Source organism: Planomicrobium sp. YIM 101495 (assembly GCF_009707665.1).
Taxonomy (GTDB): domain Bacteria; phylum Bacillota; class Bacilli; order Bacillales_A; family Planococcaceae; genus Planococcus.
Map to the genome: position 1 here is coordinate 1,629,555 of NZ_WLZW01000001.1, position 21,072 is coordinate 1,650,626.

20 protein-coding genes and 1 other annotated feature are annotated in these 21,072 nt (G+C 48.6%); of the genes, 1 reads left to right on the forward strand and 19 read right to left on the reverse strand.

The window, feature by feature from the left end; all coding sequences use genetic code 11:
* Positions 1-46: 46 nt before the first annotated feature.
* The 16 genes from GIW82_RS07900 to GIW82_RS07975 all read right to left on the reverse strand — a co-directional run bounded on the left by GIW82_RS07900 (position 47) and on the right by GIW82_RS07975 (position 16,255).
* Positions 47-463, reverse strand: coding sequence for a PaaI family thioesterase (locus GIW82_RS07900; RefSeq protein ID WP_154749292.1), 417 nt, complete (start codon positions 461-463; stop codon positions 47-49).
* 152 nt (positions 464-615) lie between these two features.
* Positions 616-1,425, reverse strand: a complete 810-nt coding sequence (locus GIW82_RS07905) for an enoyl-CoA hydratase-related protein (protein WP_154749293.1) — start codon at positions 1,423-1,425, stop codon at positions 616-618.
* Complete coding sequence (locus GIW82_RS07910; RefSeq protein WP_154749294.1) at positions 1,409-2,311, reverse strand: NAD(P)H-dependent flavin oxidoreductase; 903 nt, start codon at positions 2,309-2,311, stop codon at positions 1,409-1,411. Before GIW82_RS07910 ends, GIW82_RS07905 begins: the two co-directional genes overlap by 17 nt.
* Positions 2,304-3,485 carry an acetyl-CoA C-acetyltransferase gene (locus GIW82_RS07915; protein WP_154749295.1) on the reverse strand — a complete coding sequence of 394 codons (1,182 nt, stop codon included), beginning with the start codon at positions 3,483-3,485 and terminating at the stop codon, positions 2,304-2,306. Before GIW82_RS07915 ends, GIW82_RS07910 begins: the two co-directional genes overlap by 8 nt.
* A gap of 34 nt (positions 3,486-3,519) precedes the next feature.
* Positions 3,520-4,026, reverse strand: a complete 507-nt coding sequence (locus tag GIW82_RS07920; protein ID WP_154749296.1) for a TRAP transporter small permease — start codon at positions 4,024-4,026, stop codon at positions 3,520-3,522.
* Between the two features lie 12 nt (positions 4,027-4,038).
* Positions 4,039-5,346, reverse strand: a complete 1,308-nt coding sequence (locus GIW82_RS07925; RefSeq protein ID WP_154749297.1) for a TRAP transporter large permease — start codon at positions 5,344-5,346, stop codon at positions 4,039-4,041.
* Between the two features lie 57 nt (positions 5,347-5,403).
* Complete coding sequence (locus GIW82_RS07930) at positions 5,404-6,531, reverse strand: TRAP transporter substrate-binding protein (RefSeq protein WP_154749298.1); 1,128 nt, start codon at positions 6,529-6,531, stop codon at positions 5,404-5,406.
* 32 nt (positions 6,532-6,563) lie between these two features.
* The gene (locus GIW82_RS07935; protein WP_154749299.1) at positions 6,564-8,066 is read right to left on the reverse strand and encodes a class I adenylate-forming enzyme family protein; all 1,503 of its coding nucleotides are present in this window, start codon (positions 8,064-8,066) and stop codon (positions 6,564-6,566) included.
* Between the two features lie 13 nt (positions 8,067-8,079).
* A complete protein-coding gene (locus GIW82_RS07940; protein WP_154749300.1) occupies positions 8,080-8,664 on the reverse strand; it encodes a TetR/AcrR family transcriptional regulator in 585 nt (194 codons plus the stop codon).
* A 10-nt stretch (positions 8,665-8,674) separates the two neighbouring features.
* Complete coding sequence (locus GIW82_RS07945; RefSeq protein WP_154749301.1) at positions 8,675-9,823, reverse strand: acyl-CoA dehydrogenase family protein; 1,149 nt, start codon at positions 9,821-9,823, stop codon at positions 8,675-8,677.
* Between the two features lie 139 nt (positions 9,824-9,962).
* Entirely contained in the window at positions 9,963-10,997 is a 1,035-nt protein-coding gene (locus tag GIW82_RS07950; protein WP_154749660.1) for a phosphotransferase family protein, read from the reverse strand.
* 30 nt (positions 10,998-11,027) lie between these two features.
* A complete protein-coding gene (locus tag GIW82_RS07955; RefSeq protein ID WP_230309251.1) occupies positions 11,028-11,879 on the reverse strand; it encodes a 3-hydroxyacyl-CoA dehydrogenase NAD-binding domain-containing protein in 852 nt (283 codons plus the stop codon).
* A gap of 29 nt (positions 11,880-11,908) precedes the next feature.
* Positions 11,909-12,901 carry an NADPH:quinone oxidoreductase family protein gene (locus tag GIW82_RS07960; protein WP_154749661.1) on the reverse strand — a complete coding sequence of 331 codons (993 nt, stop codon included), beginning with the start codon at positions 12,899-12,901 and terminating at the stop codon, positions 11,909-11,911.
* A 12-nt stretch (positions 12,902-12,913) separates the two neighbouring features.
* On the reverse strand, positions 12,914-14,143 hold the full coding sequence (locus GIW82_RS07965) for an acyl-CoA dehydrogenase family protein (RefSeq protein ID WP_154749303.1): 1,230 nt from the start codon (positions 14,141-14,143) through the stop codon (positions 12,914-12,916).
* 179 nt (positions 14,144-14,322) lie between these two features.
* Positions 14,323-15,042 carry a YebC/PmpR family DNA-binding transcriptional regulator gene (locus GIW82_RS07970; protein ID WP_154749304.1) on the reverse strand — a complete coding sequence of 240 codons (720 nt, stop codon included), beginning with the start codon at positions 15,040-15,042 and terminating at the stop codon, positions 14,323-14,325.
* Between the two features lie 115 nt (positions 15,043-15,157).
* Entirely contained in the window at positions 15,158-16,255 is a 1,098-nt protein-coding gene (locus GIW82_RS07975) for a nitric oxide synthase oxygenase (RefSeq protein ID WP_154749305.1), read from the reverse strand.
* A gap of 116 nt (positions 16,256-16,371) precedes the next feature.
* Between GIW82_RS07975 and GIW82_RS07980 the strand changes: the two genes are divergently transcribed.
* A complete protein-coding gene (locus GIW82_RS07980; protein WP_154749306.1) occupies positions 16,372-17,175 on the forward strand; it encodes an HAD family hydrolase in 804 nt (267 codons plus the stop codon).
* Between the two features lie 43 nt (positions 17,176-17,218).
* Here GIW82_RS07980 and serA read toward each other — a convergent pair whose 3' ends face one another.
* The 3 genes from serA to GIW82_RS07995 form a co-directional block, all read right to left on the reverse strand.
* A complete protein-coding gene (serA, locus tag GIW82_RS07985) occupies positions 17,219-18,808 on the reverse strand; it encodes a phosphoglycerate dehydrogenase (protein ID WP_154749307.1) in 1,590 nt (529 codons plus the stop codon).
* Position 18,809: 1 nt separating this feature from the next.
* Entirely contained in the window at positions 18,810-19,967 is a 1,158-nt protein-coding gene (locus GIW82_RS07990; protein ID WP_154749308.1) for a pyridoxal-phosphate-dependent aminotransferase family protein, read from the reverse strand.
* 60 nt (positions 19,968-20,027) lie between these two features.
* Positions 20,028-20,249: a binding site (T-box leader), on the reverse strand.
* Positions 20,250-20,479: 230 nt separating this feature from the next.
* Positions 20,480-21,058, reverse strand: coding sequence for a TerD family protein (locus GIW82_RS07995; protein ID WP_154749309.1), 579 nt, complete (start codon positions 21,056-21,058; stop codon positions 20,480-20,482).
* Positions 21,059-21,072 lie beyond the last annotated feature (14 nt).

Consider the following 21,072-nt stretch of genomic DNA (forward strand, 5'->3'; position numbering starts at 1 on the left):
TTTCGTCTGCGACATCGCCCAGTTTATTCCTTTGATTGATTGCCTATCAGCTCCGAAACACCTTAAACGTCCCCGTCCCATGTGCCAGCTTCTTTCCGCCTTCTTCGAACAGCTCACCTTCAAGTATGACGGTACGGTATCCTTGCTGGAGGATGCGCGCGGTTGCGAAAACATCTCCGGTTCCGCTCGAAGCCAGATAATTGATATTCAAATTTATCGTTGCACATGTTGACTTCGTCGCAGCTTGTACCGCCATGCCGAATACTTGGTCGAGCATCGATGCGTGAATTCCGCCGTGCAGCGTCCCGTTGACGTTCATGAACTCCTCTTTGACAGATAGTTTCAGCAAGACCTTTTCCTCGCTGAACTCAAGCATTTTAAATCCCATATTCTTGAAGAACGGACTGTCCGTAAAACGCTTTTTAACCTCATCTAATGATGTTTCCAGATTTTTGACTTCCATATCATCCACCGCCAATTCTTAATTTGTTCCTGCCAACTAGAACGCTGGAACATGATTACTGAACAGTATACCACTTCAAAATCAGCAATTGTCCATAAAAATAAGGCTTCACCACTCGTCTTCCTCGAGCAGCAAAGCCTTCCGTTACGTCATCATTTAAAGAAATCCGGCATTTCACTGGCTTTCAGCGGAAACTTCGCCGGACGCTTCTCGATAAAGGACTGTATGCCCTCCTCTGCATCTTTGTTGCTTCCTGCCCAGTGGTAAAACTTCGATTCGATCAAGTGCGATGCTTCCGGATGATTTTCCCCGAGCATACGCCACATCAATTGACGCGCATAACGGCTGGAAGTCGCAGCTGTATTGTCCGCAATTTCCCGGGCAATTTCATACGCCTTCGCAAGTGGATCGTCCTCCACGTATTGTACAAGGCCGTTCGCAAGCGCTTCATCAGTCGGTATGTATCTGCCCGTCAGCGTCCACTCCAATGCTTTCCCGATGCCGACAAGACGCGGCAAGAACCAACCAGAGCCTGCTTCAGGACCAACACCACGGCGGTTAAACACGAAGCCGATCTTCACATCTTTCTTGATGATGCGGATATCCATCGGCAACGTCATCGTCAAACCAATTCCTACCGCTGGCCCGTTGATCGCCGCGATGATCGGCTTTTCAAGCTCATACGTCCGAAGACTCGCCACACCACCGATGTCCCGGAAGTCCTCAGCCGACTTCTCGGTCGCAAAGGCATCTCCGCCCGTGGACAGGTCCATCCCTGCACAGAATGCACGGCCGCTCCCTGTTACGACAATAACGCGCACTTCATCATCAGCATTCACTTTCTTATAAAAGTCGATCAATTCCTCGTTCATCTTATACGTATAGGCGTTCATCTGCTCCGGACGGTCAAGCGCCAACGTCAAAATGCCGTCCTTCAGATCGGTTTTAATCGTTTCGTACAAGCTCCTGCACCCCTTCCTCGTACTCCTTGTTCAGGGCCTCGATGATCTCCTTCATCGTCTCTCGTTTCGTAATCGTCGTCACGCCTTGACCTGCCGACCATATATCACGCCAGGCCTTCACATCAACGAGGTGGGACAAATCGATTTCATCCTTTGGCTTCAATTCCTTCGGATCGATTCCTTGCTTGATGAGACTCGGAATGAGGATGTTGGCGTGTACACCACTGAACGAATCCGTGTAAAGGACGTCTTCGATTGTCGATTCGATGACCATGTCCTTGTATTCTTCCGGCGCATTGCTTTCTTCCGCTGCCAAGAAACGCGTTCCCATATAAGCATAATCAGCGCCCATCAAGCGCGCAGCCGCGATGTCTTGTCCTGTCGACAGCGAACCCGACAAAATGATCGTGCCATCGTAGAACTCCTTAACGCCCGCGATGAATGCGAACGGATTCAACGTACCGCCGTGTCCGCCCGCTCCCGCACAAACAAGAATCAAGCCATCGACTCCACCTGCTGCCGCTTTTTTCGCATGGCGAACATTTGCCACGTCAGAATAGACGAGTCCACCGTACCCGTGAACGATTTCAATGACATCTGCCGGCGAACCGAGCGATGTGATGACAATCGGCGGCTGATGCTTACGGATCAGCTCCAAGTCGTCATCGTAACGCTTGTTCGATCCACGGTGGGAAATCAAGTTGACCGCCCACGGCTTTTCGCCGAGCGCTTCCTTGATCTCCAGCAGCCACTCTGCACATTTCTCAACAGGACGTGCATTCAATAATGGAAAAGAACCGATTGCGCCTGCGTTACTTGCTTCAATGACCATCTGAGGCGTCGAGACGAGAAACATCGGTGCAACAATCACTGGCAATTTAAACATGCTCAATCACCACCGCGATCCCTTGGCCTCCGCCGATACAAAGGCTGGCGACCGCATACTTACCGCCGCGACGCTTCAGCTCATACGCAGCGGATAACAGAATACGTGCCCCACTCGCACCGACTGGATGCCCAAGCGCAATCGCACCACCGTTGACGTTCACTTTGTCACGATCGAGTCCAAGCTCTTTTTCCACCGCCAAATACTGCGCGGCAAAGGCTTCGTTGATTTCGAACAGGTCGATATCATTGAGTGACAATTCCGCTTTTTGGAGCGCTTGCTTGATTGCTGGAACCGGACCGATCCCCATGATTGTCGGATCCACACCTGCGACACCCCACGAAACGATGCGTGCGACTGGCTTCAGGCCGTGCTTCTCTACTGCCTGTTCACCTGCAACGACGACCGAAGCCGCCCCGTCGTTAATACCAGACGCGTTCCCTGCTGTCACTGTGCCATCCTTCTTGAACGACGGACGCAGCTTCGCCAAGCTTTCTTCACTCGCTTCGGGCTTGATGTGCTCATCTTTATCGATGAGCTTCGAGCCTTTTCGCCCCTTCACTTCCACAGCGACAATCTCTTCAGCGAAAATACCGCTCTCCACCGCTTTCGCCGCACGCTGATTCGATTGCACAGCGAACGCGTCCTGCTCTTCACGCGAAATATCATGTTGCTCACTCAACTTCTCCGCCGTCATTCCCATGCCGCTTCCTGTATACTGATCCGTCAGCGTGGCAAGCAACATATCATCGAACTTCATATCGCCCATCTTCGAACCGCCAAAGCGTTGCTTGAAGTTCGCGTATGGCGCCATCGACATGTTCTCTGCCCCACCAGCAAGGACGATATCTGCCTCACCGAGTAAAATGTGCTGTGCCGCTGAGACGACCGACTGCGCACCTGAGCCGCAAAGGCGGTTCAATGTCAGCGCCGGCACTTCTTTCGGCACACCCACGTGAAGCCCTATGTGGCGCGCTAAATAAGCCCCATTCACGCTCGATTGAATAACATTCCCGTAAATGACATGGTCCACGTCTTCCGGCTTCACCCCGGAACGATTCAACGCCTCCACCGCTGTCGCCGTCCCCAGTTCCGTTGCATCCGTTCCTGCAAACGCCCCTCCGAATCCGCCAAAGGCTGTCCGTGCACCATCGATCAAGTAAACATTTTGCATTTTATGATTCTCCTTTTCTTTTAAGAACTTCCGATTAAATCCCCACTTCTTCTTGATGTTCTTCAGGTTTGTTAAAGAATCTTAGAAGTACTTCCAATACTACAAAGAAGAACCCTAGAGGAACAAAGAAATAAATCGGCCAAACACTGATTAGCTCTCCGGCTACTGGAATCGCCATCTTATTTTGAAAGCCAGAAACCGCGAAGAGTACACTGTAATACGTCAGCATTACAAAGACGATTAAATCGATGACAAGAATCATCAGTCTATTCACATTCCGGAACCCTTTTGGTGCTTTCGCTACAATTTCCGATAATCTTGGTAAAACTCCAACCCAGTAAACATAGCCAAGTGCCGGGAAAACCGCGATAGGCATCAGGAAAAATTGAACGATTTCGTAAGTACCCGAAATCGGATTCCCGAAAATATTCCTCATGAACACATCAGCTACGATCACGAGCATCATGAGAAGGATCGCAATTCCACTTATATACTTTCCAACATTTCTAAATATGCTGCTAATCTTTTCTATCGTTTTCATTATCCACCTCTATCATCTCATCTGACTTGGTAACCATGTGACTATTTCAGGGAAAACAATCAATAGACCGATGACAACAATCGTTGCCACGACAGCAAACACCGTCGATGTCTTGAACAATCGTTCAATCGGGATTCCCGTAACGCCTCCCACCGCATAAACACTGATTCCGACCGGTGGTGTAAGCATTCCGACTGTACATACGATCGTTAACATAATCCCGAACCAAACCGGATCCGCATCGATTGCTGTAACGATCGGCATAATGATCGGTACCGTCATCAAAATAACGGCAACACTCTCAATTAACATGAACAGGAAGAAGTAAAAGACCATGATTATGATAATCACGAGTACCGGAGAATCCATGATTGGCCCAAGCAAATCGATGATTTTTCGAGGAACAAGTGAAAGTGAAATGAACTTCCCGAACAATGATGCACCGACAACGATGAACATTGCCATAACCGTGATCTTCGTTGTCTCGACCATCGAAGTCTTGAAGAAATTCAAGTTAATTTTCCCTAAAATTGTCGCCATGATCAATGCGATGAACGCACCGACTGCCCCAGCTTCTGTAGGAGAGAAAACCCCTAAGTAAATCCCACCGAAGATGGAGATTCCCATTGCTCCACCAAGAATCGTCACGATGAAATAGCGTGAGATTGGTACATTGTCACTTACGTACTCTTGTGAAGCAGCTTTTAATTCTTTACTGTTGAATCTCAAATAAATGATCACGAGAACAGAGAAAACAAGCATTAGGAGAATTCCTGGAATAAGTGCAGCTGTAAATAACTCGCCAATCGAAATCTGAGCTACCACTCCGTAAAGAATTAAGATAACACTAGGCGGGATAATTGCTGAAAGTGATCCTGCCGCAGCTGCAATTGTGCCAGCCAAATGATCCGGATATCCTCTCTTTTGTAGCTCAGGAACTGCAATTTGTCCGAGGGCTGCAGAAGTCGCTGTTCCAGAACCGGATACACCACCAAGTAAACCACCGAGCAAGATTGTCATTACGCCGAGTGGACCTGGACGTCCTCTGGAGAGGGTGTACATTAAACTGTATAAATCCTTGACGATTCCGGCTTGCATAATGAATTGTGCCATTAAGATATACAAAGGAATTGTCGTCAATGCGTAGCTAGCTGTTCGAGCAAAAGGTTCATTCTGTAAGAACCCGCTCAATAGATCCATTCCACCAATGAGGAAGATACCTATCATCCCGATGGAAAACATTAATGAACTGATGTACTGGCCTACAATCAAGAAGTATAAAAATAGAACTAATGAAACAATGATGATTATATTTTCCATTATCGGTCCCCCCTCTAACTTATAAAAAAATGGGAGCTCTAGAGCTCCCATTATAAATTACTCAATATCCATAACCGCTTGAGGAAGGACCGCACCTGATTCAACAAGCATATCTCTCCAAAGCAACGCCATTTCCTTACCACCTAGATCTTGAGAATCCAGGTTCTCAATCCAATCAATCCATGAAGAAACAACTGCATCTTCCAATTTCTCATGAACCTCTGGTGATACATCATCAAAGTGAATGATTTGACCACCTTTTTCTTCGTTTGCTGCGATGTTTTCTTCCGTTTCGCCCATTGTCAATTCAGCACCGTCAGCAGCAATTTCGATTGATCTTGTTTTGAATGCTTCCTGTGCTTCAGGAGATAGAGAATCCCAAGTTTCTTGCGTCATCGCCGTGTGACCGATGAAGTGTCCTAAGTTGACGCCAGTGATCGTGTGCTTGATTAATTCATCAAGTCCGAAAGCGATCCAGTCCGGAGCGTTGTAAATAATGCCGTCTAGAGCATTTCGGCTTAATGCATCGTATGCGTCAGAGATTGGCATAGACTGAGCAGTGATGCCAAGCTCGTCAGCTAGAATTTCGTGTACGCGTGAAGCAGTACGTACGCGAATTGCAGCTGAGAAGTCATCTACACTATCGAATTCTTGCTTAGTTGTTGAAAGAACATATGGCTCTGTCGCTGGATTTGCGAATGCGACTAGCCCTTTATCAGCGAATTCCAATTCATAGTACGTTTTTCCATCTTTGATTTCGCGATCGCTTTCCATCATTTTTCTCATCGCTTCCGTTGCAATTCCTGCATCGGACTCAAGAGTCGGGAGCATAACCACTTCTGTGTAAGGGAAACGCTGTGGGTCATAGGGTGGCATCAATGTTAAGGCAATATCCATCTGACCAGAGTTGAGTGCATCCAATTCTCCACCGAGTGTGACAAGCTCGCCTGCAGTGAAAATATCGAACGTGGTTTGACCGTCTGAATCTTCTTCTACAGCTTTCGTTAATGGATCAAAGAATCCACGATGCCAGAAGTGCTTATCCGGGACTCCGGAAGACGCTCTTAAATTCATTGTCTCTCCAGCTTTTGCTGTCGGTTCATCTGAAGAACCCGTTTCTCCCCCACAAGCCCCAAGTACCAGTGCACTTGCCAACAATACAGACATCCATTTACCTTTTTTCATATAAACCCTCCTTAGATTTTATTTTAGTTTTTTCAATTTACAGTCTCTTTAGAGCGCAGTGCATGCTTTAATACTTTTCCTGATGCGTTTCTCGGCAGTTCGTCCATGAATTCCACTTCGAAAGGAACTTTGTATTTCGCCAGCTGTGTTCCACAGTATGTTTTGATTTCTCCTTCTGTAATCGCTTGCCCTTTTTTGACTACTGCATAAGCTTTCGGCACTTCTCCATAAATTTCGTGCGGAACTCCTACGACTGCTGCTTCCAAGATTTGTGGGATCTGGTAGAGGACTTCTTCGATCTCGACCGGATAAACGTTCTCCCCGCCTCTGATGATCATGTCTTTCTTCCGGTCAACGATGTATAGGAGACCATCTTCATCAAACTTCCCTAAATCTCCACTGTAAAGCCATCCATTCTGAATCGCTTTTCCAGTCGCTTCCGGATTGCGCAAATATCCTTTCATGACTTGTGGGCCTTTGACAACGATTTCTCCCACTTGTCCGACAGGCAATGATTCGCCGAATTCATCTACTACTCTCACATCCGTTTGCGGCAAAATCTCTCCGACTGAACCGATTTTCTCAAGTGCTAAATGATCTTTCAAAGAAGATGCAGCTGGTGCGTTTTCAGTTTGTCCATAAAGATTTTGCAACGCGACGTTCGGGAACGTTTCCTTCAATTTCTTCACAAGCTCGTATGGCATCGGAGCCGCTCCGTAACCGAATAACCGTAATTTCTTCAAATCAAGCTTTCCGATATCCGGCAAGTTCAAAATGATACTGAACATAGCTGGGACACCGAAGAAAATCGTTGGCTCTAAGGTCTCCAAGTTCTTGATCGTTTTTTCAGGAGAGAAAGCTTCTTCTATTAAAATAGTTCCTCCCATATAACTGACTGGTACGACAAACACGTGGCTTGCCGCACAGTGGAAGAGTGGTGTCGAGACCAGCATCCGGTCGTCTTCCGTAATGCTCATCGCTTCCGCCCAGATTTCGCCGGCAGCTTTGATGTTCGTATGCGTCAGCATGACTCCTTTAGGTTTTCCCGTCGTGCCGGACGTGTACATGATGACTGCTGTATCATCGCCTTCCAGTTTCGTTTCCTTGTATTCTAGCTGATCGTTCGAGACGATTCCTGCTAATGTATTTTCACCCTCACCGATGACGACCGTGTCTTCGAATTTAAACGATGTTTTATCGATCACTTCGACGATTATCTCGTCGTAGATCAACGCTTTCGCCTGTGAGTTTTCAAAGATGAATTGAACTTCCGGAGCTGCCAGCTTCGTATTCACCGGCATGACTGTAAAGCCGCCTAGCTGAATCCCGTAATAGCAAACGAGGAAGTCATCCGAGTTCAAGGAATACAGCGCGATGATATCGTCTTTCTTGTAGCCCTTGTCTTGATAGTAAGCAGCCACTTTCTTCGCTTTCTCGAAGAACTCCTCATAAGTCATCTCTCTACCATTGAAAGATGTGTAAAGTTTATTCGGATGTTTTGTTACTTTCTCCTGAAATTTCTCTGTGACGAACATGCTGACCAGCTCCTTACTTTAATAATTTCAAAATGTACTTGGCAAAAATTCGTTGCAGCTCCTCTTTCGAAATCCGGCCATCCCCCCGGTACCACTGTTGAATCCAGTTCATCGAACCCAGAATGATCATGCGGGCGATCAAGGGGTCTTCCAAAGAAAATCGGCCTTCTTCATTTCCTTTATTGATAATTTGATCGAACAAACCAGCGTAAGTTCTCCGTAATTTCAATGCTGCTTCCAATTGTTTTTCTGTAAATACTTGGTCAGGCTTCGTGATAAGGTTGAAAACTTCTTTCTCTTCGATTGCGTAGTCCAAGTGAACAGCAATCATGGTAATCAACGTTTCCTCGATATCCCCGCCTTTTTCAAGGACTTCTTTCTGGTCTTCGATTGCCGCGGAGAGCACCAGGTTGTGGCACTCATACAACAACTCGCTCTTGTTCTTGTAGTAGTAATATAGTGCTCCTTTGGTCATCAGAAGGTCGGCAGCGATTTCTTCCATGGTCGTTCCAGCGTATCCTTCTCGATTGATGATCGCTGCGGCTGCCCTTAAAATTTCCTCCTTCTTCTTGAGTGCTCTTTTTTCTGCTAGCTTCAAACCCTCACCCCTAACTCAAAATTTTCTTAGCGATGATGTTTTTCATGATTTCTGTCGTCCCAGCATAAATGCTCGTTACTGGAATATCACGGTAACGTCGGGCGATTTCGTATTCTTCCATATAGCCGTAGCCTCCGTGCAACTGCAGGCATTCCGCAGCCACCCGTTTCGCCATCTCACTGATCCACCATTTCGCCATGGACACTTCTTTCACAATGTCTTCGCCCGCGATGTGTTTTTCAGTCAGCGTATTGATGTAGTTACGGCCAAGGTCGATTTCTGTCGCCATCTCCGCAATTTTGAACTGTGTATTCTGGAAGTCTGCGATGCGGCTACCGAATGCTTTCCGCTCCTTCACGTATTCGAGTGTCAGGCGCAGCATCTCTTCCGCTTCGATTTGCACTTGTAACGCTACGACAAGACGTTCTTGCTGCAGCTTCTCCATCAAGTAGTAGAAACCTTTCCCTTCTTCTCCCAACAAGTTTTCCACAGGTACTTTTGCATCTTCGAATACAAGTTCCGCTGTGTCTCCGGAGTGCATCCCCATTTTATGAAGTGTCTTTCCTTGCTTGAATCCAGGAGTGCCTTTCTCGACAACGAGTAAGCTGATGCCGCGGTATGCCGGCTCCGCTTTCGGATCGGTCTTGCAGACAACGACGACGTAATCCGCATTTCCACCATTCGTGATGAAAGTCTTCTCCCCGTTCAGGATATAGTAATTTCCTTCACGTTTCGCTGTCGCCTGTACGCCCGCGAGATCCGACCCAGCACCTGGCTCAGTCATCGCAATTGCAGAGATTAGCTCGCCTGTTACACTTCCAGGCAGCCACTTCTGCTTCTGCTCTTCCGTTCCATAAGACTGTATGTAAGGGCTTACAATATCCGAATGAAGACAGACTCCGCTCGCTAAGCCGACACCTACACGCTCAAGCTCTTCCACCAAAATGAATGAATAAGAGAAGTCGAGTCCAAGTCCGCCGTACTCTTCTTCCACCCAAGGAAGCAGGAATCCATTTTCGCCGAGCTTCGTCCAAAGCTCACGTGGAATAGCTTTGTCGTCCTCCCATTGCTGGTAATGTGGATATGCTTCTTTGTCCAACATTCTCCGCAGTGATTTTCGAAACAGCTCGTGTTCCTCCGTTAAAAAAGACGCTTTCATAAAACTTCTCCCCCTAAATTGTCAGAAAATTAATTCTTATCATTATCTTACAAGCCACCATTCTTAATTGCAATAGATTTTTCGCTCTGAGTTTATATTTTAACTATAAGTTTAAATTCGAGACCTTTACGCCTATTCTTTATAACATTTTTCCTAGTCGTACTTCTTCAGCCATTTCGAATAAATTCGCGATCGCTACGTTCAGTTGTGCAAAACGCTCATCTTTCTGCTCACCGATTTTCCAGCGATGGTGGATCTGTTGCAGGATCACCGCGAGTTTATAGAAGCCGAATGATACGTAATAGTTAATATCGGTTAAATCTCTTCCACTTTCCTTTGCATACGCCTCTGCAAATTCACGTCTGCTGAAAAATCCAGGCTGGTTTGTCACGACGTTGATTCCCATATCCGGGTCTTCCGCTTCTCCCCAATACACGATGGAAGAGCCGACATCTAAGAGTGGATCTCCGATTGTCGAGAGCTCCCAATCAAGCACTCCATGAATTAAACCTGGAACGTGTGTATCCAAAACCATGTTGTTCAGCTTGAAATCGTTATGGACAATGGTGGTTTCCGTCGTTACCGGAAGATTCCTCCGAAGCCATTCTTCAAGGTCACCAAGGTGACTATACTCGTGCGTCTTTGCATGTTCATAGCGACGAATCCAGCCGCTCACTTGTCTTTCAAGAAATCTGGCCGGCTTCCCCATAGATACCATTCCAGCTTTTTCATAATCGACAGACTGCAAGCGGATCAACGTCGCGATGACACCTGCTGAAATCAAGGGACCCGAATTTCGCGAACCGCCATAACCTTCAGGCAGTTCATGATCAACAACGATCCCTTCTTTCTTCTCCATGACATAGAAGTGCTTGTCCATCACTGCCAGATCTTCGCAATACACATATGGTTTTGGCGCCAGTGAAAAAATTGGATGGACTTTCTCCAAAATTTGAAACTCCCGTTTCATATCATGTGCTTTCGGAGGCACTTCACCAAACGGCGGCCTCCGCAGAACACCTTTCCAACCGCCGATTTCCAGTAAATAAGTCAGATTGGAATAGCCTTCCGAAAATTGTTTGACCACCATTTCATCGGCTGGCAGATGGGGGATGGATTGATGCAAATAACGTTCTACACCAAGCCAATCAATTGCTTCAGAAGCTTTATCCATATGCTCGGTCATAGACGTCTCCCTGTCCCTTCAATCATATTTAAAGAAGCCTAGCCCGCTCTTTCTTCCAAGTCTTCCAGCACGTACATATTTCTTCAGCAATGGCGCCGGCCGGTATTTCGAGTCGTTTGTCTCTTCATACAACGTCTCGACGACAAACAGCATCGTATCCAAGCCGATCAGATCCGCCAAGGCAAGCGGTCCGATCGGATGGTTCGCACCGAGCTTCATCGCCTTGTCGATATCCTCTGCAGAAGCGATTCCTTCATCGAGGACAAAGATTGCTTCGTTGATCATCGGTGTCAAAATACGGTTGACTGCGAAAAGTGGTGCTTCTTTCACAGCAATTGCCGTCTTATTGAATTTCTCCGCCATTCTGAAAGCTGTTGTGAATGTATCATCGTCCGTTTGTTCCGCACGGATGACTTCAATAAGTGGCATGACAGGCACTGGATTGAAGAAGTGCATGCCGATTACTTGGCTGCTTCGTTTCACTGCCGCTGCCATTTCCGTAATACTCAATCCAGACGTATTCGTCGCGAAAATCGTCGAAGGTTTACACACCACATCTAGTTCAGCCAACAACGCTTTCTTCGGCTCGATTTGCTCGATGATCGCTTCAATCACCAAATCTGCATCTTTCAATTCGTTGATGTCGCCAGTTGGATGCATTCTTCCTCTGATGTCATCCGCTGTTTGCTGGTCTTGCTTTCCTTTTTCCACATTGCGCGCTAGCGTCTTCTCGATCCGTTTGATGCCGCGCTCAAGTCCTGCTGCATCTTTATCGTATAATACAACATCAAATCCACCTTCAGCCGCGATTTGCGCGATGCCATTCCCCATTGTTCCTGCCCCAACTACTGCAACTTGTTTCAAATTCATTTCCCCCTTTGTCAATTGTCCGTTCCGCCTTACATTGTCTCTTCAGTTATCAGTACTAATTTCCCGTATGTTTTACGGCTCCCAAGCTCCTGTAATGCTTCAGGCAACCTGTCGAATGTATTGCGACTATAAAGAAGTGGACGAATTGCTCCTTCTTTGAATAGCGCCACCAACTTCTCGTGCGCTTTCACCGTCTCTTTCGGATACAGCTTTCGGAAAAGTCCGTAGTGGATGCCCACAATCGAATAGTTTTTGACTAACGCATGATTCGTTGGTGCTTGAGCAATTTCCCCTCCCGCAAAGCCGATCACCAACAACCTTCCTTCAAAAGCGACGCAGCGGCGTGATTGGTCAAAAGTCTCTCCTCCTACCGGATCGAAGATGACGTCGGCTCCTTTGCCGTTCGTCCATTCCTTTACAACCGGAATAAAGCCTTCTGTGCGGTAGTTGATTGCCAAATCCGCTCCGAGCTGTCTACATACTTCCGCCTTTTCATCACTTCCTGCAGTCGCGATTACTTTCGCCCCGGCTGCTTTTCCGAGTTGGATTGCAGCAGAACCGACACCGCCTGATCCTGCATGGACGAGCAATACTTCTCCTTTTTTCAACCGACCACTTCGGTTCAATGCGAAGTAGGCTGTTTGATATGTGATGAAGAATGCCGCTGCTTCCTCGTAAGACATTTCTTCAGGAATTGGGAAAGCTTCGGATTCCTTTACGATAATCCATTCACTGAATCCACCTGCTGGCAGTGAAGGAGTTGCTAGTACCCGTGTGCCCGGTTGAAGTGTCACGCCACTTCCTACCACAGTGATTTCTCCTGCAATTTCTGCACCAGGTGTAAAAGGGAGCTCCGGCTTTTCTTGGTACTCTCCTTTACATTGAAGGATGTCGAAGAAATTAAGTGCTGCAGCTTTTACGCGGATCAACACTTCGCCTTCTCCAGGTTCAGGCTTCTGCATATCTGTTAGTCGTAATGCCTCATCTGGCTCTCCTAAAGTAACGACTTGCCAAGATTTCATCAGCTCACTCATCTATTTTTTCACCTTCGCTGATTTCTTGCCTTGTTCGCGGAACTCCAAATTCCCGATATCACGCAAGTGGACTTGGTCCGGTCCATCGACTAAGCGAAGTGTGCGGGCATTTGCGTAATGCGCAGCAAGTGGGAAATCCTCCGACAAACCTGCACCACCGAATACTTGCATCGCCCGATCAATGACATTGATCGAAACGCGTGGGGCAGCAATTTTAATCATCGCAATTTCTTTCCGTGCTGCTTTGGTACCTCCTTGATCGATTTTATGTGCCGCGTGCAACGTCAAAAGGCGAGCTTGTTCGATTTCAATCCGGCTTTCTGCAACAATTTCACGGATGACATCCTTGTCAGCTAAAGCAGATCCGAACGCTTCTCTACTCTCCGCCCGTTGGCACAATAGTTCCAGCGCTCTCTCCGCTGCACCGACTGCACGCATGCAGTGATGGATCCGACCAGACCCAAGACGTCCCTGTGCAATTTCAAATCCTCGTCCCTCACCAAGCAACATATTCTCTGATGGCACGCGGACACCCTTGTAGTGAACTTCCGCATGTCCCTGCGGCGCATCATCGTAGCCGAATACCGTAAGCGGACGAATGATTTCAACTCCCGGCGTATCGAACGGTACGAGAATCATCGATTGCTGCTTATGCTTTTCAGCATTCGGGTCTGTCTTGCCCATGACAATTGCGATTTTACACCTCGGATCCATCGCGCCAGTCGTCCACCACTTCTTCGCGTTGATTATGTACTCATCCCCGTCACGAACGATGCTGCTTTGAATATTCGTTGCATCCGATGAAGCGACATCAGGCTCTGTCATGGAGAAACAAGAACGGATTTTCCCTTCGAGCAACGGCTCCAGCCACTGCTTCTTCTGTTGTACCGTACCGTATTTCACGAAAACTTCCATGTTCCCGGTGTCCGGGGCATTGCAATTGAAAATTTCTGGTGCAATCAGTGAACGACCCATGATTTCACAGAGGTGGGCATAATCATAATTCGAGAGGCCGGCTCCGTATTCCGGGTGATCCAGAAAAAGATTCCACAACCCTTGTTTCTTTGCTTTCGCCTTCAATTCCTCGATGATTGGAGGGATTGTCCAGCGGCTCTCTGCAGTCCTCATATATTCTTCAACGGCTTTTTCTGCCGGGTAAACATGTGTATCCATGAATGCTAGTAATTCTCGTTGGAGTTTTGCAGCTTTTGGTGACAATTCCTTGAGCATTTGTTCTCCTCCGTCCACTTTTGAAAGCCTTTACATTTTTTAATCTCAGTTTCAAAAATAGTATAAGTGTTATGTTTTTGAATTACAAGTCAATTTTCGAACTATTTATAAAATTCTTTTTATAACAAAAAAGCAACCGCCAGATTGAGCTCTGGCGGTTACTAAATGTTAGTGGAGGTTTATTCTCCCAAATCCACATTATGATAAACTTGCTGCACGTCCTCGAGGTCTTCGAGTGCGTCGATCATTTTCTCGAATTGTTCTTGTGCATCTGCCGGCAATTCCAGCTCGTTTTGCGGAAGCATCGTCAGTTCAGCAACGGTGAATTCCGTGATGCCGTTTGCTTTCAGTGCTTCTTGAACTGCGTGGAATTGGTCCGCTTCCGCGTAGATGATGACGGTTTCTTCTTCTTCCATGATGTCGCGGACATCCAAGTCGGCTTCCATCAAGAGTTCAAGCATGTCATCAGCGGTCTTGCCTTCAATGCCGAAGACTGCCGTGAAGTCGAACATGTAAGCGACTGAGCCGCTGACGCCCATGTTGCCGCCGTTTTTGCCGAATGCCGCGCGGACGTCGGATGCAGTCCGGTTGACGTTGTTCGTCAATGTGTCGACGATGACCATCGAACCGTTCGGGCCGAAGCCTTCGTAACGCAATTCGTCGTAGCTTTCTTCGGAACCGCCTTTCGCTTTTTCGATTGCCCGGTCAATAATGGCTTTTGGTACACTATATGTTTTTGCACGTTCAAGAACGACTTTCAGTGCCTGGTTCGATTCCGGATCGGGCTCGCCCTGCTTGGCAGCCACGTAGATTTCCCGGCCGAATTTCGCATAGATGCGGCTTGTGCTGGCGTCTTTCGATGCTTTTTTCTCTTTGATATTATTCCATTTGCGTCCCATGCTGTTTCCCACTTTCTTTCAACTTTGAATGTGAAGAACGTTCACTCGTTCTATTATAATACAAAATCATCCGAATGAAAAAGCATGGCACGATAACACAGGCAAACAAGCACGATCAATAAGGCGCTTTCTGGTAAAAATAATTCGGCTTCACAATCGTATTCAGAATCCGTTTATGAAAAACATGAGTCGTTGCCGGAGACAGCGGCGGAATGAGCCAAGCCCAGTTTCCTGTCACCGGACGCTCCGCTGCCGCTTCTTTTTTCTCGAAGCTTTGGAATTGCTTTGCCGCTGTGTGATGGTCGACAATGGTCACACCGGCGCGCTGGAATGAATCAAGTACGGCAACGTTCAATTCGACGAGCGCTTTGTCTTTCCAAAGCGAGCGGTTGGAAGTGGCTGGGATGTCCATCACTTCCGCCACGTTCGGCAATTGGTCATACCGGTCTTCATCGGCCAAGTTGCGTGCGCCGATCTCTGTCCCCATGTACCAGCCATTGAACGGAGCCGTCTCGTACTTAATGCCGCCGACTTCAAGCTTCATGTCTGAAATCAACGGGATGGCGTACCACTTCAGTCCGAGAGAGGAAAAGCCTTCGATGTCCGGATGGCCGATTTCCACTTCGTTCACCAGGTGAGAAGGAATCTCCCGCCAGATCGGCTGCTCCCCTTCATATCCTACAACAAGCGGCAAGAGGTCAAAGTGCGTACCTTCCCCCCTCCAGCCGAGCTCCTCACAAATGCGGGTGAAGGCAACGGAAGTCGAATCGCCGACGACTATCCCGTCCCGCTCATAACCTGCGTAACGATACAATTGGTGATTCCAGATGCGCATTGTTGGACCGTCCGCCCGCTTAGCTGGAAAAATTGAAATCGCCGGACGGATTTTCCCGCCGTTCCAGGCATATTCCATATGTTCATGAAGCGCATCGAACGCTTGGGTCGGATCAGTCACTTCCCTGCGATCAAAAACCGTCATCGAATCCCAGAACAGCCGCCCGATGCAGCGGTTGCTGTTGCGCCATGCCAGTTTCGCTCCGTACGCCAGTTCTTCATATGTGTGCGTATAGGTTCCGGTCTTTCTGATCTCCTCGGCAACTTCCGCCAGGCGGGCTCTCGCTTCGTCCTCGCTCTTCCCCCATTCGTGGTAGCATGTAAAGACGAATTCGGCTGCTTCTTCCCATAATCCTGTTTGCGTCTCAAAAGTTGTCATCGCTATCACTCCTTCCCTCCATCTTATCATCTGAAAATCGCCGATTGCGCCGAGATTGTGACAGCTCTTTGATTTTCGCGTGCAGTACAGTACACTTTAAGAAAGGAGTGGGACAATTGATCAAAGTAATTTTTTTCGACTTGGATGATACATTGCTCTGGGATAAGAAGAGTGTCCAAACAGCATTCGATGAAACTTGCCGTTATGCAGCCGAACAAACGGGGACGCCTTGTGCTGGGTTGGAGCAAGCAGTGCGGGAAGAGGCGACGGACCTTTACGCCGGGTACGATACATACGAGTTCACCCGCATGATCGGCATCAATCCGTTCGAAGGGCTTTGGGGAAGTTTCGACGATGAAGGAACTGAATTTCAGCAGATGAAAAAGATTGTTCCCGCATACCGGCGTGAAGCCTGGACACGCGGACTTGCGCGCATCGGCATTGACCGGCCGGAACTTGGCGTACAACTGGCCGACCATTTCATTGAAGCACGGCAGCGGAATCCATTCGTCTATGAAGAAAGTTTCGAAGTGCTCGATGCTTTGAAAGAGCGTTATTCGCTATTGCTACTGACGAACGGCTCGCCTGGTCTCCAGCAGCAGAAACTCACCATTACACCGGAGATCTCTCCGTATTTCGACCACATCATCATTTCCGGTGGGTTCGGGAAAGGAAAACCTGATCCTGCCATTTTCCGCCATGCGCTCGATATAGCAGGTGTTTCAGCGGACGAAGTGTTGATGGTCGGGGATAATTTGATGACGGACATTCTCGGCGCTGGACGTGCAGGCATCCGCTCGGTGTGGATCAACCGGGAAGAGAAAACCGTCACGGGCCCAGCTGAACCGACATTCGAAATCCAGCATCTCAGCCAATTGCTTCCCCTTCTCGATGAGCTGAATGCGACGAACAAGAAATAAAACAATCGCCTTTCCATCATTGGAAAGGCGATTGTTTTATTGTTCATTCCAGATCGATTGCCTGTACCGTGACGATTTCATCCAGTTTGCGCAGACGTTCCAAGCTTTCTTCGCCTGCCCCTTTGTCGATTGACAGCATCATGATGGCATCTCCGCCTTCGTTCGAGCGGCCAACCTGCATCGTTGCAATGTTGACATCTTCAGTGCCGAGCAGCGTTCCGACGCGTCCGATGACACCCGGGCGGTCATTGTGCCGGATGAATAGGAGATGTCCTTTTGGCACGACATCCACTAAGTAATCATCAACTTTGACGATACGTGGTCCTTGTCCATTCAACAAGGTCGCCGACACTTTGCACGTGCCTGCCCTCGTCTTCACTTCTGCTGTGATCAAATTCGTGTAAGCTTTCATTTCAGTTGACTTGCTTTCTTGGACACGGATTTCTCGGTGCTCCGCCAAGTACAAGGCGTTGACGACGTTGACGTTACGTCCGAGATGGCGTTTCAGCAATCCCTTGATCAAGTTGCGCGTCAGTGGTCCCACTTCGGAATTGGCAAGTTCACCCGTATAGCGGATCTGGACTTCCTGTGCCGTATGCCCTGTCAAATCGGTCAAGAACACCCCGATGCGTTCCGCCAAATCGAAGAATGGTTCGATCTTCGCCATCGCTTCTTTCGGAACAGACGGCAAGTTGACTGAGTTGCGAACGATGCCTTCTGTCAAGAAGCTGATGACGTCACGGCTGACGTCAATTGCAACGCTCTCCTGTGCTTCCACAGTCGATGCTCCGAGATGCGGCGTCGCGATGATTTCTGGTAAATCCAGCAAGCGGAAGTCGACCATCGGCTCCTGCTCGAACACGTCGAGCGCAGCGCCTGCGACTTTTTTATTCACCACTGCGTCATACAATGCTTGTTCATCGATGATGCCTCCGCGTGCACAGTTGATGATCTGCACACCATCTTTCATCAGTTCGAATGCCTCTTTGTCCAACAAATGGCGCGTCTCTGGAAGAAGCGGTGTGTGGACAGTGATGAAGTCTGCAGCGCGCAGCACGTCTTCCACCGTTCCGAATGCGACGCCCATCTTGTCGGCTTTTTCTTCCGTCAAGAACGGGTCGTACGCGATGACTTCCATTCGCTGTCCTTTCGCACGCGCTGTTACTTCCGCTCCGATCCGGCCAAGGCCGATGACACCGAGCGTCTTGCCTTTCAGCTCGACGCCGACGTACGACTTGCGGTCCCAGTTGCCGTTCCGTAGTGAATGGAACGCTTGCGGGATCTTACGCGCCATTGACATGAGCATCGCCATCGTGTGCTCTGCCGCTGAGTTCGTGTTGCCGTCCGGTGCGTTGACGACGATGATTCCTTGTTCGGTCGCTGCTTCCAGGTCGATGTTGTCGACGCCGACACCTGCACGGCCGATGATTTTCAGCTTGTCTGCCGCTTCGATCACTTCACGCGTCACTTGCGTCTGGCTGCGGACAATCAACGCGTCCATCCCTTTGATGCGTTCCAGCAGCTGTGCCGGTTCCAGTCCCGTATCGACGATGACTTCCAGGTCCGCCGCTTCACGCAGCGGAAAAATTCCTTCTTCACTTAATGGATCACTGATCAGTACCCGATATGTCATCTCACACTTCCCCTTCCTGAAGATACATTTGCTGCGCTGCACGGACACCTGCACCGAGCTCGATGTTCTTTCCTACTTTTATCATAGCGAGCTCTGCGGCTGCGAGTGCTTGCAATACTTCGACCGGCGAACAGAAGCCCATGTGACCGATACGGAAAATTGAATCTGCCAAGTGTTGCTGGCCGCCTGCGAATTCCACTGCGAACTGCTCTTTCAAAACCTTACGGAATGCCACAGCGTCGAAGTCATCCGGCTTCACTGCCGTAACAGTCGGTGATGCGTGCTCGTCGGGTGCCAACAGTGGGATATCGAGTGCGCGGAATGCTGCGCGTGTCATGTTCTTCATCAATTCATGTCGTGCATATACTTGCTCCAACCCTTCCTCTTCCAATAGAGCGAGTGCTTGCTCTAAGCCAAACAAGAGAGAAACAGCCGGCGTAAATGGTGTTGTATTATTAACGATGCTATCGCGATGTTTTTTCAAGTCCAAGTAAAAGCGCGGCTGCTTGTTCGCTTCGATTTTCTCCCAAGCGCGTGCGCTCGCTGCGATGAACGCGAGACCTGGTGGCAGCATAAAGGCTTTCTGTGAGCCTGTGACGACGACGTCGATGCCCCACGCGTCCATGTTCGTTTCCGCGCCTGCAGCAGCTGATACGCTGTCGACGACTAACAGTGCATCCGATACTTCCCGCATCGCTCCTGCGAGCTCGCGGATCGGGTTGAGCACACCCGTCGATGTTTCACAATATGTAGACAAGACGACCTTCACTGCCGGATGCTCTTTCAGGAAATCTGCGACTTGCACTGGATCGAGTGCATTGCCCCATTCGATTTCCATGACGTGTGTGTTGATGTCGTATGCTTTACAGATTTTTGCGAAGCGGTCGCCGAATGCACCGGTTACGATGACAAGTACTTCTTCGCCGGGAGCAACTGTATTGACGACAGCACTTTCCAATGCCGCCGTTCCGCTGCTCGCAAGAATCATCACTTCCTGTTCTGTGCCGAAAACACGTTTCAAGCCTGGACGGATCCGTGCAATCAGTTCGGATGTCTTCTTCCCTCTATGGCCCATCATTGGTTGCATCATCGCCCGCTCGACGCTCGGCGGAATTGGTGTAGGTCCCGGAATTCTCAAAATCTGTTGATCGATCAGCATATTCAACATCTCCTCTTTTGGTTTCGGGCAAGAAAAAAAGACTTTCCACCCCTTCTAGCTACAAGGGGCGAAAAGTCTTTTTTTTCGCGGTACCACCCTAATTCACTGCAATTCAAGCAGTCTCATTGGTCACATGCGTAACGGGCACGAAGCGGATGGATCTACTGAAGTTCAATCCATCTATTCCGGAGTGCTGCAACTTGTCAGGACCGCTGATTCCCACCACCCATCAGCTCTCTGAAGATCCCGGATCAAGTTACCTGTCTCCTTCGCAATAGTTCACGTATTCTCGAATTGTTTCCATGATAGCCAGACGAAAAAATATTGTCAATATAGAATAATTATTCAGGTTTTTTTGAAAACGTTTACAGCTCCGGCAACTTCACTGCCTGCACGCCGCCTATGTCTTTCGGCTTATTTTTCAATTCGCTGAAAATCGAACCGCTTTTTCACTCCGGCAAAAAGAAAACTCCCACCGGAGAAGTTTCCAGGGGAGTTCCGTAACGTGTGAGTTAAGCCAATCCGAAGTCATTGACAAGAGCAGCTAGGCCGCCTTGGTAGCCACTGCCTATTGCGTTGAATTTCCATTCACCGCCGTGACGGTAGATTTCACCGACAACAAGCGCTGTTTCGATCGAGAAGTCCTCGCCAAGGTCATAGCGCAAGACTTCTTCTCCGTTGCTTTCGTTCAAGACGCGGATGAACGCGTTCGACACTTGTCCGAAGTTCTGGCCACGGCTCTCAGCGTCATGGATCGTCACCGTGAAAACCACTTTATGGATGTCTGCAGGGATGTTCGGCAAGTCGACGATCACTTGCTCATCATCGCCGTCCCCTTCACCCGTCAAGTTGTCGCCCGTGTGCGTAACCGCACCATTCGCGCCGACTAAGTTGTTGTAGAAAATGAAGTCTTCCGCGCCACGGGATTTGCCGTTTTCAGCTGTCAGGAAAACCGATGCATCCAAATCAAAATCATCGCCGCCACTGTATTTGTTCGTATCCCATCCAAGACCGACCGTCACTTTCGTCAATCCCGGGTTCGTTTTCGTCAAATCAATTTTCTGTCCTTTGGATAAGTTGATCGTTGTCATGTACTTCTCCTCCG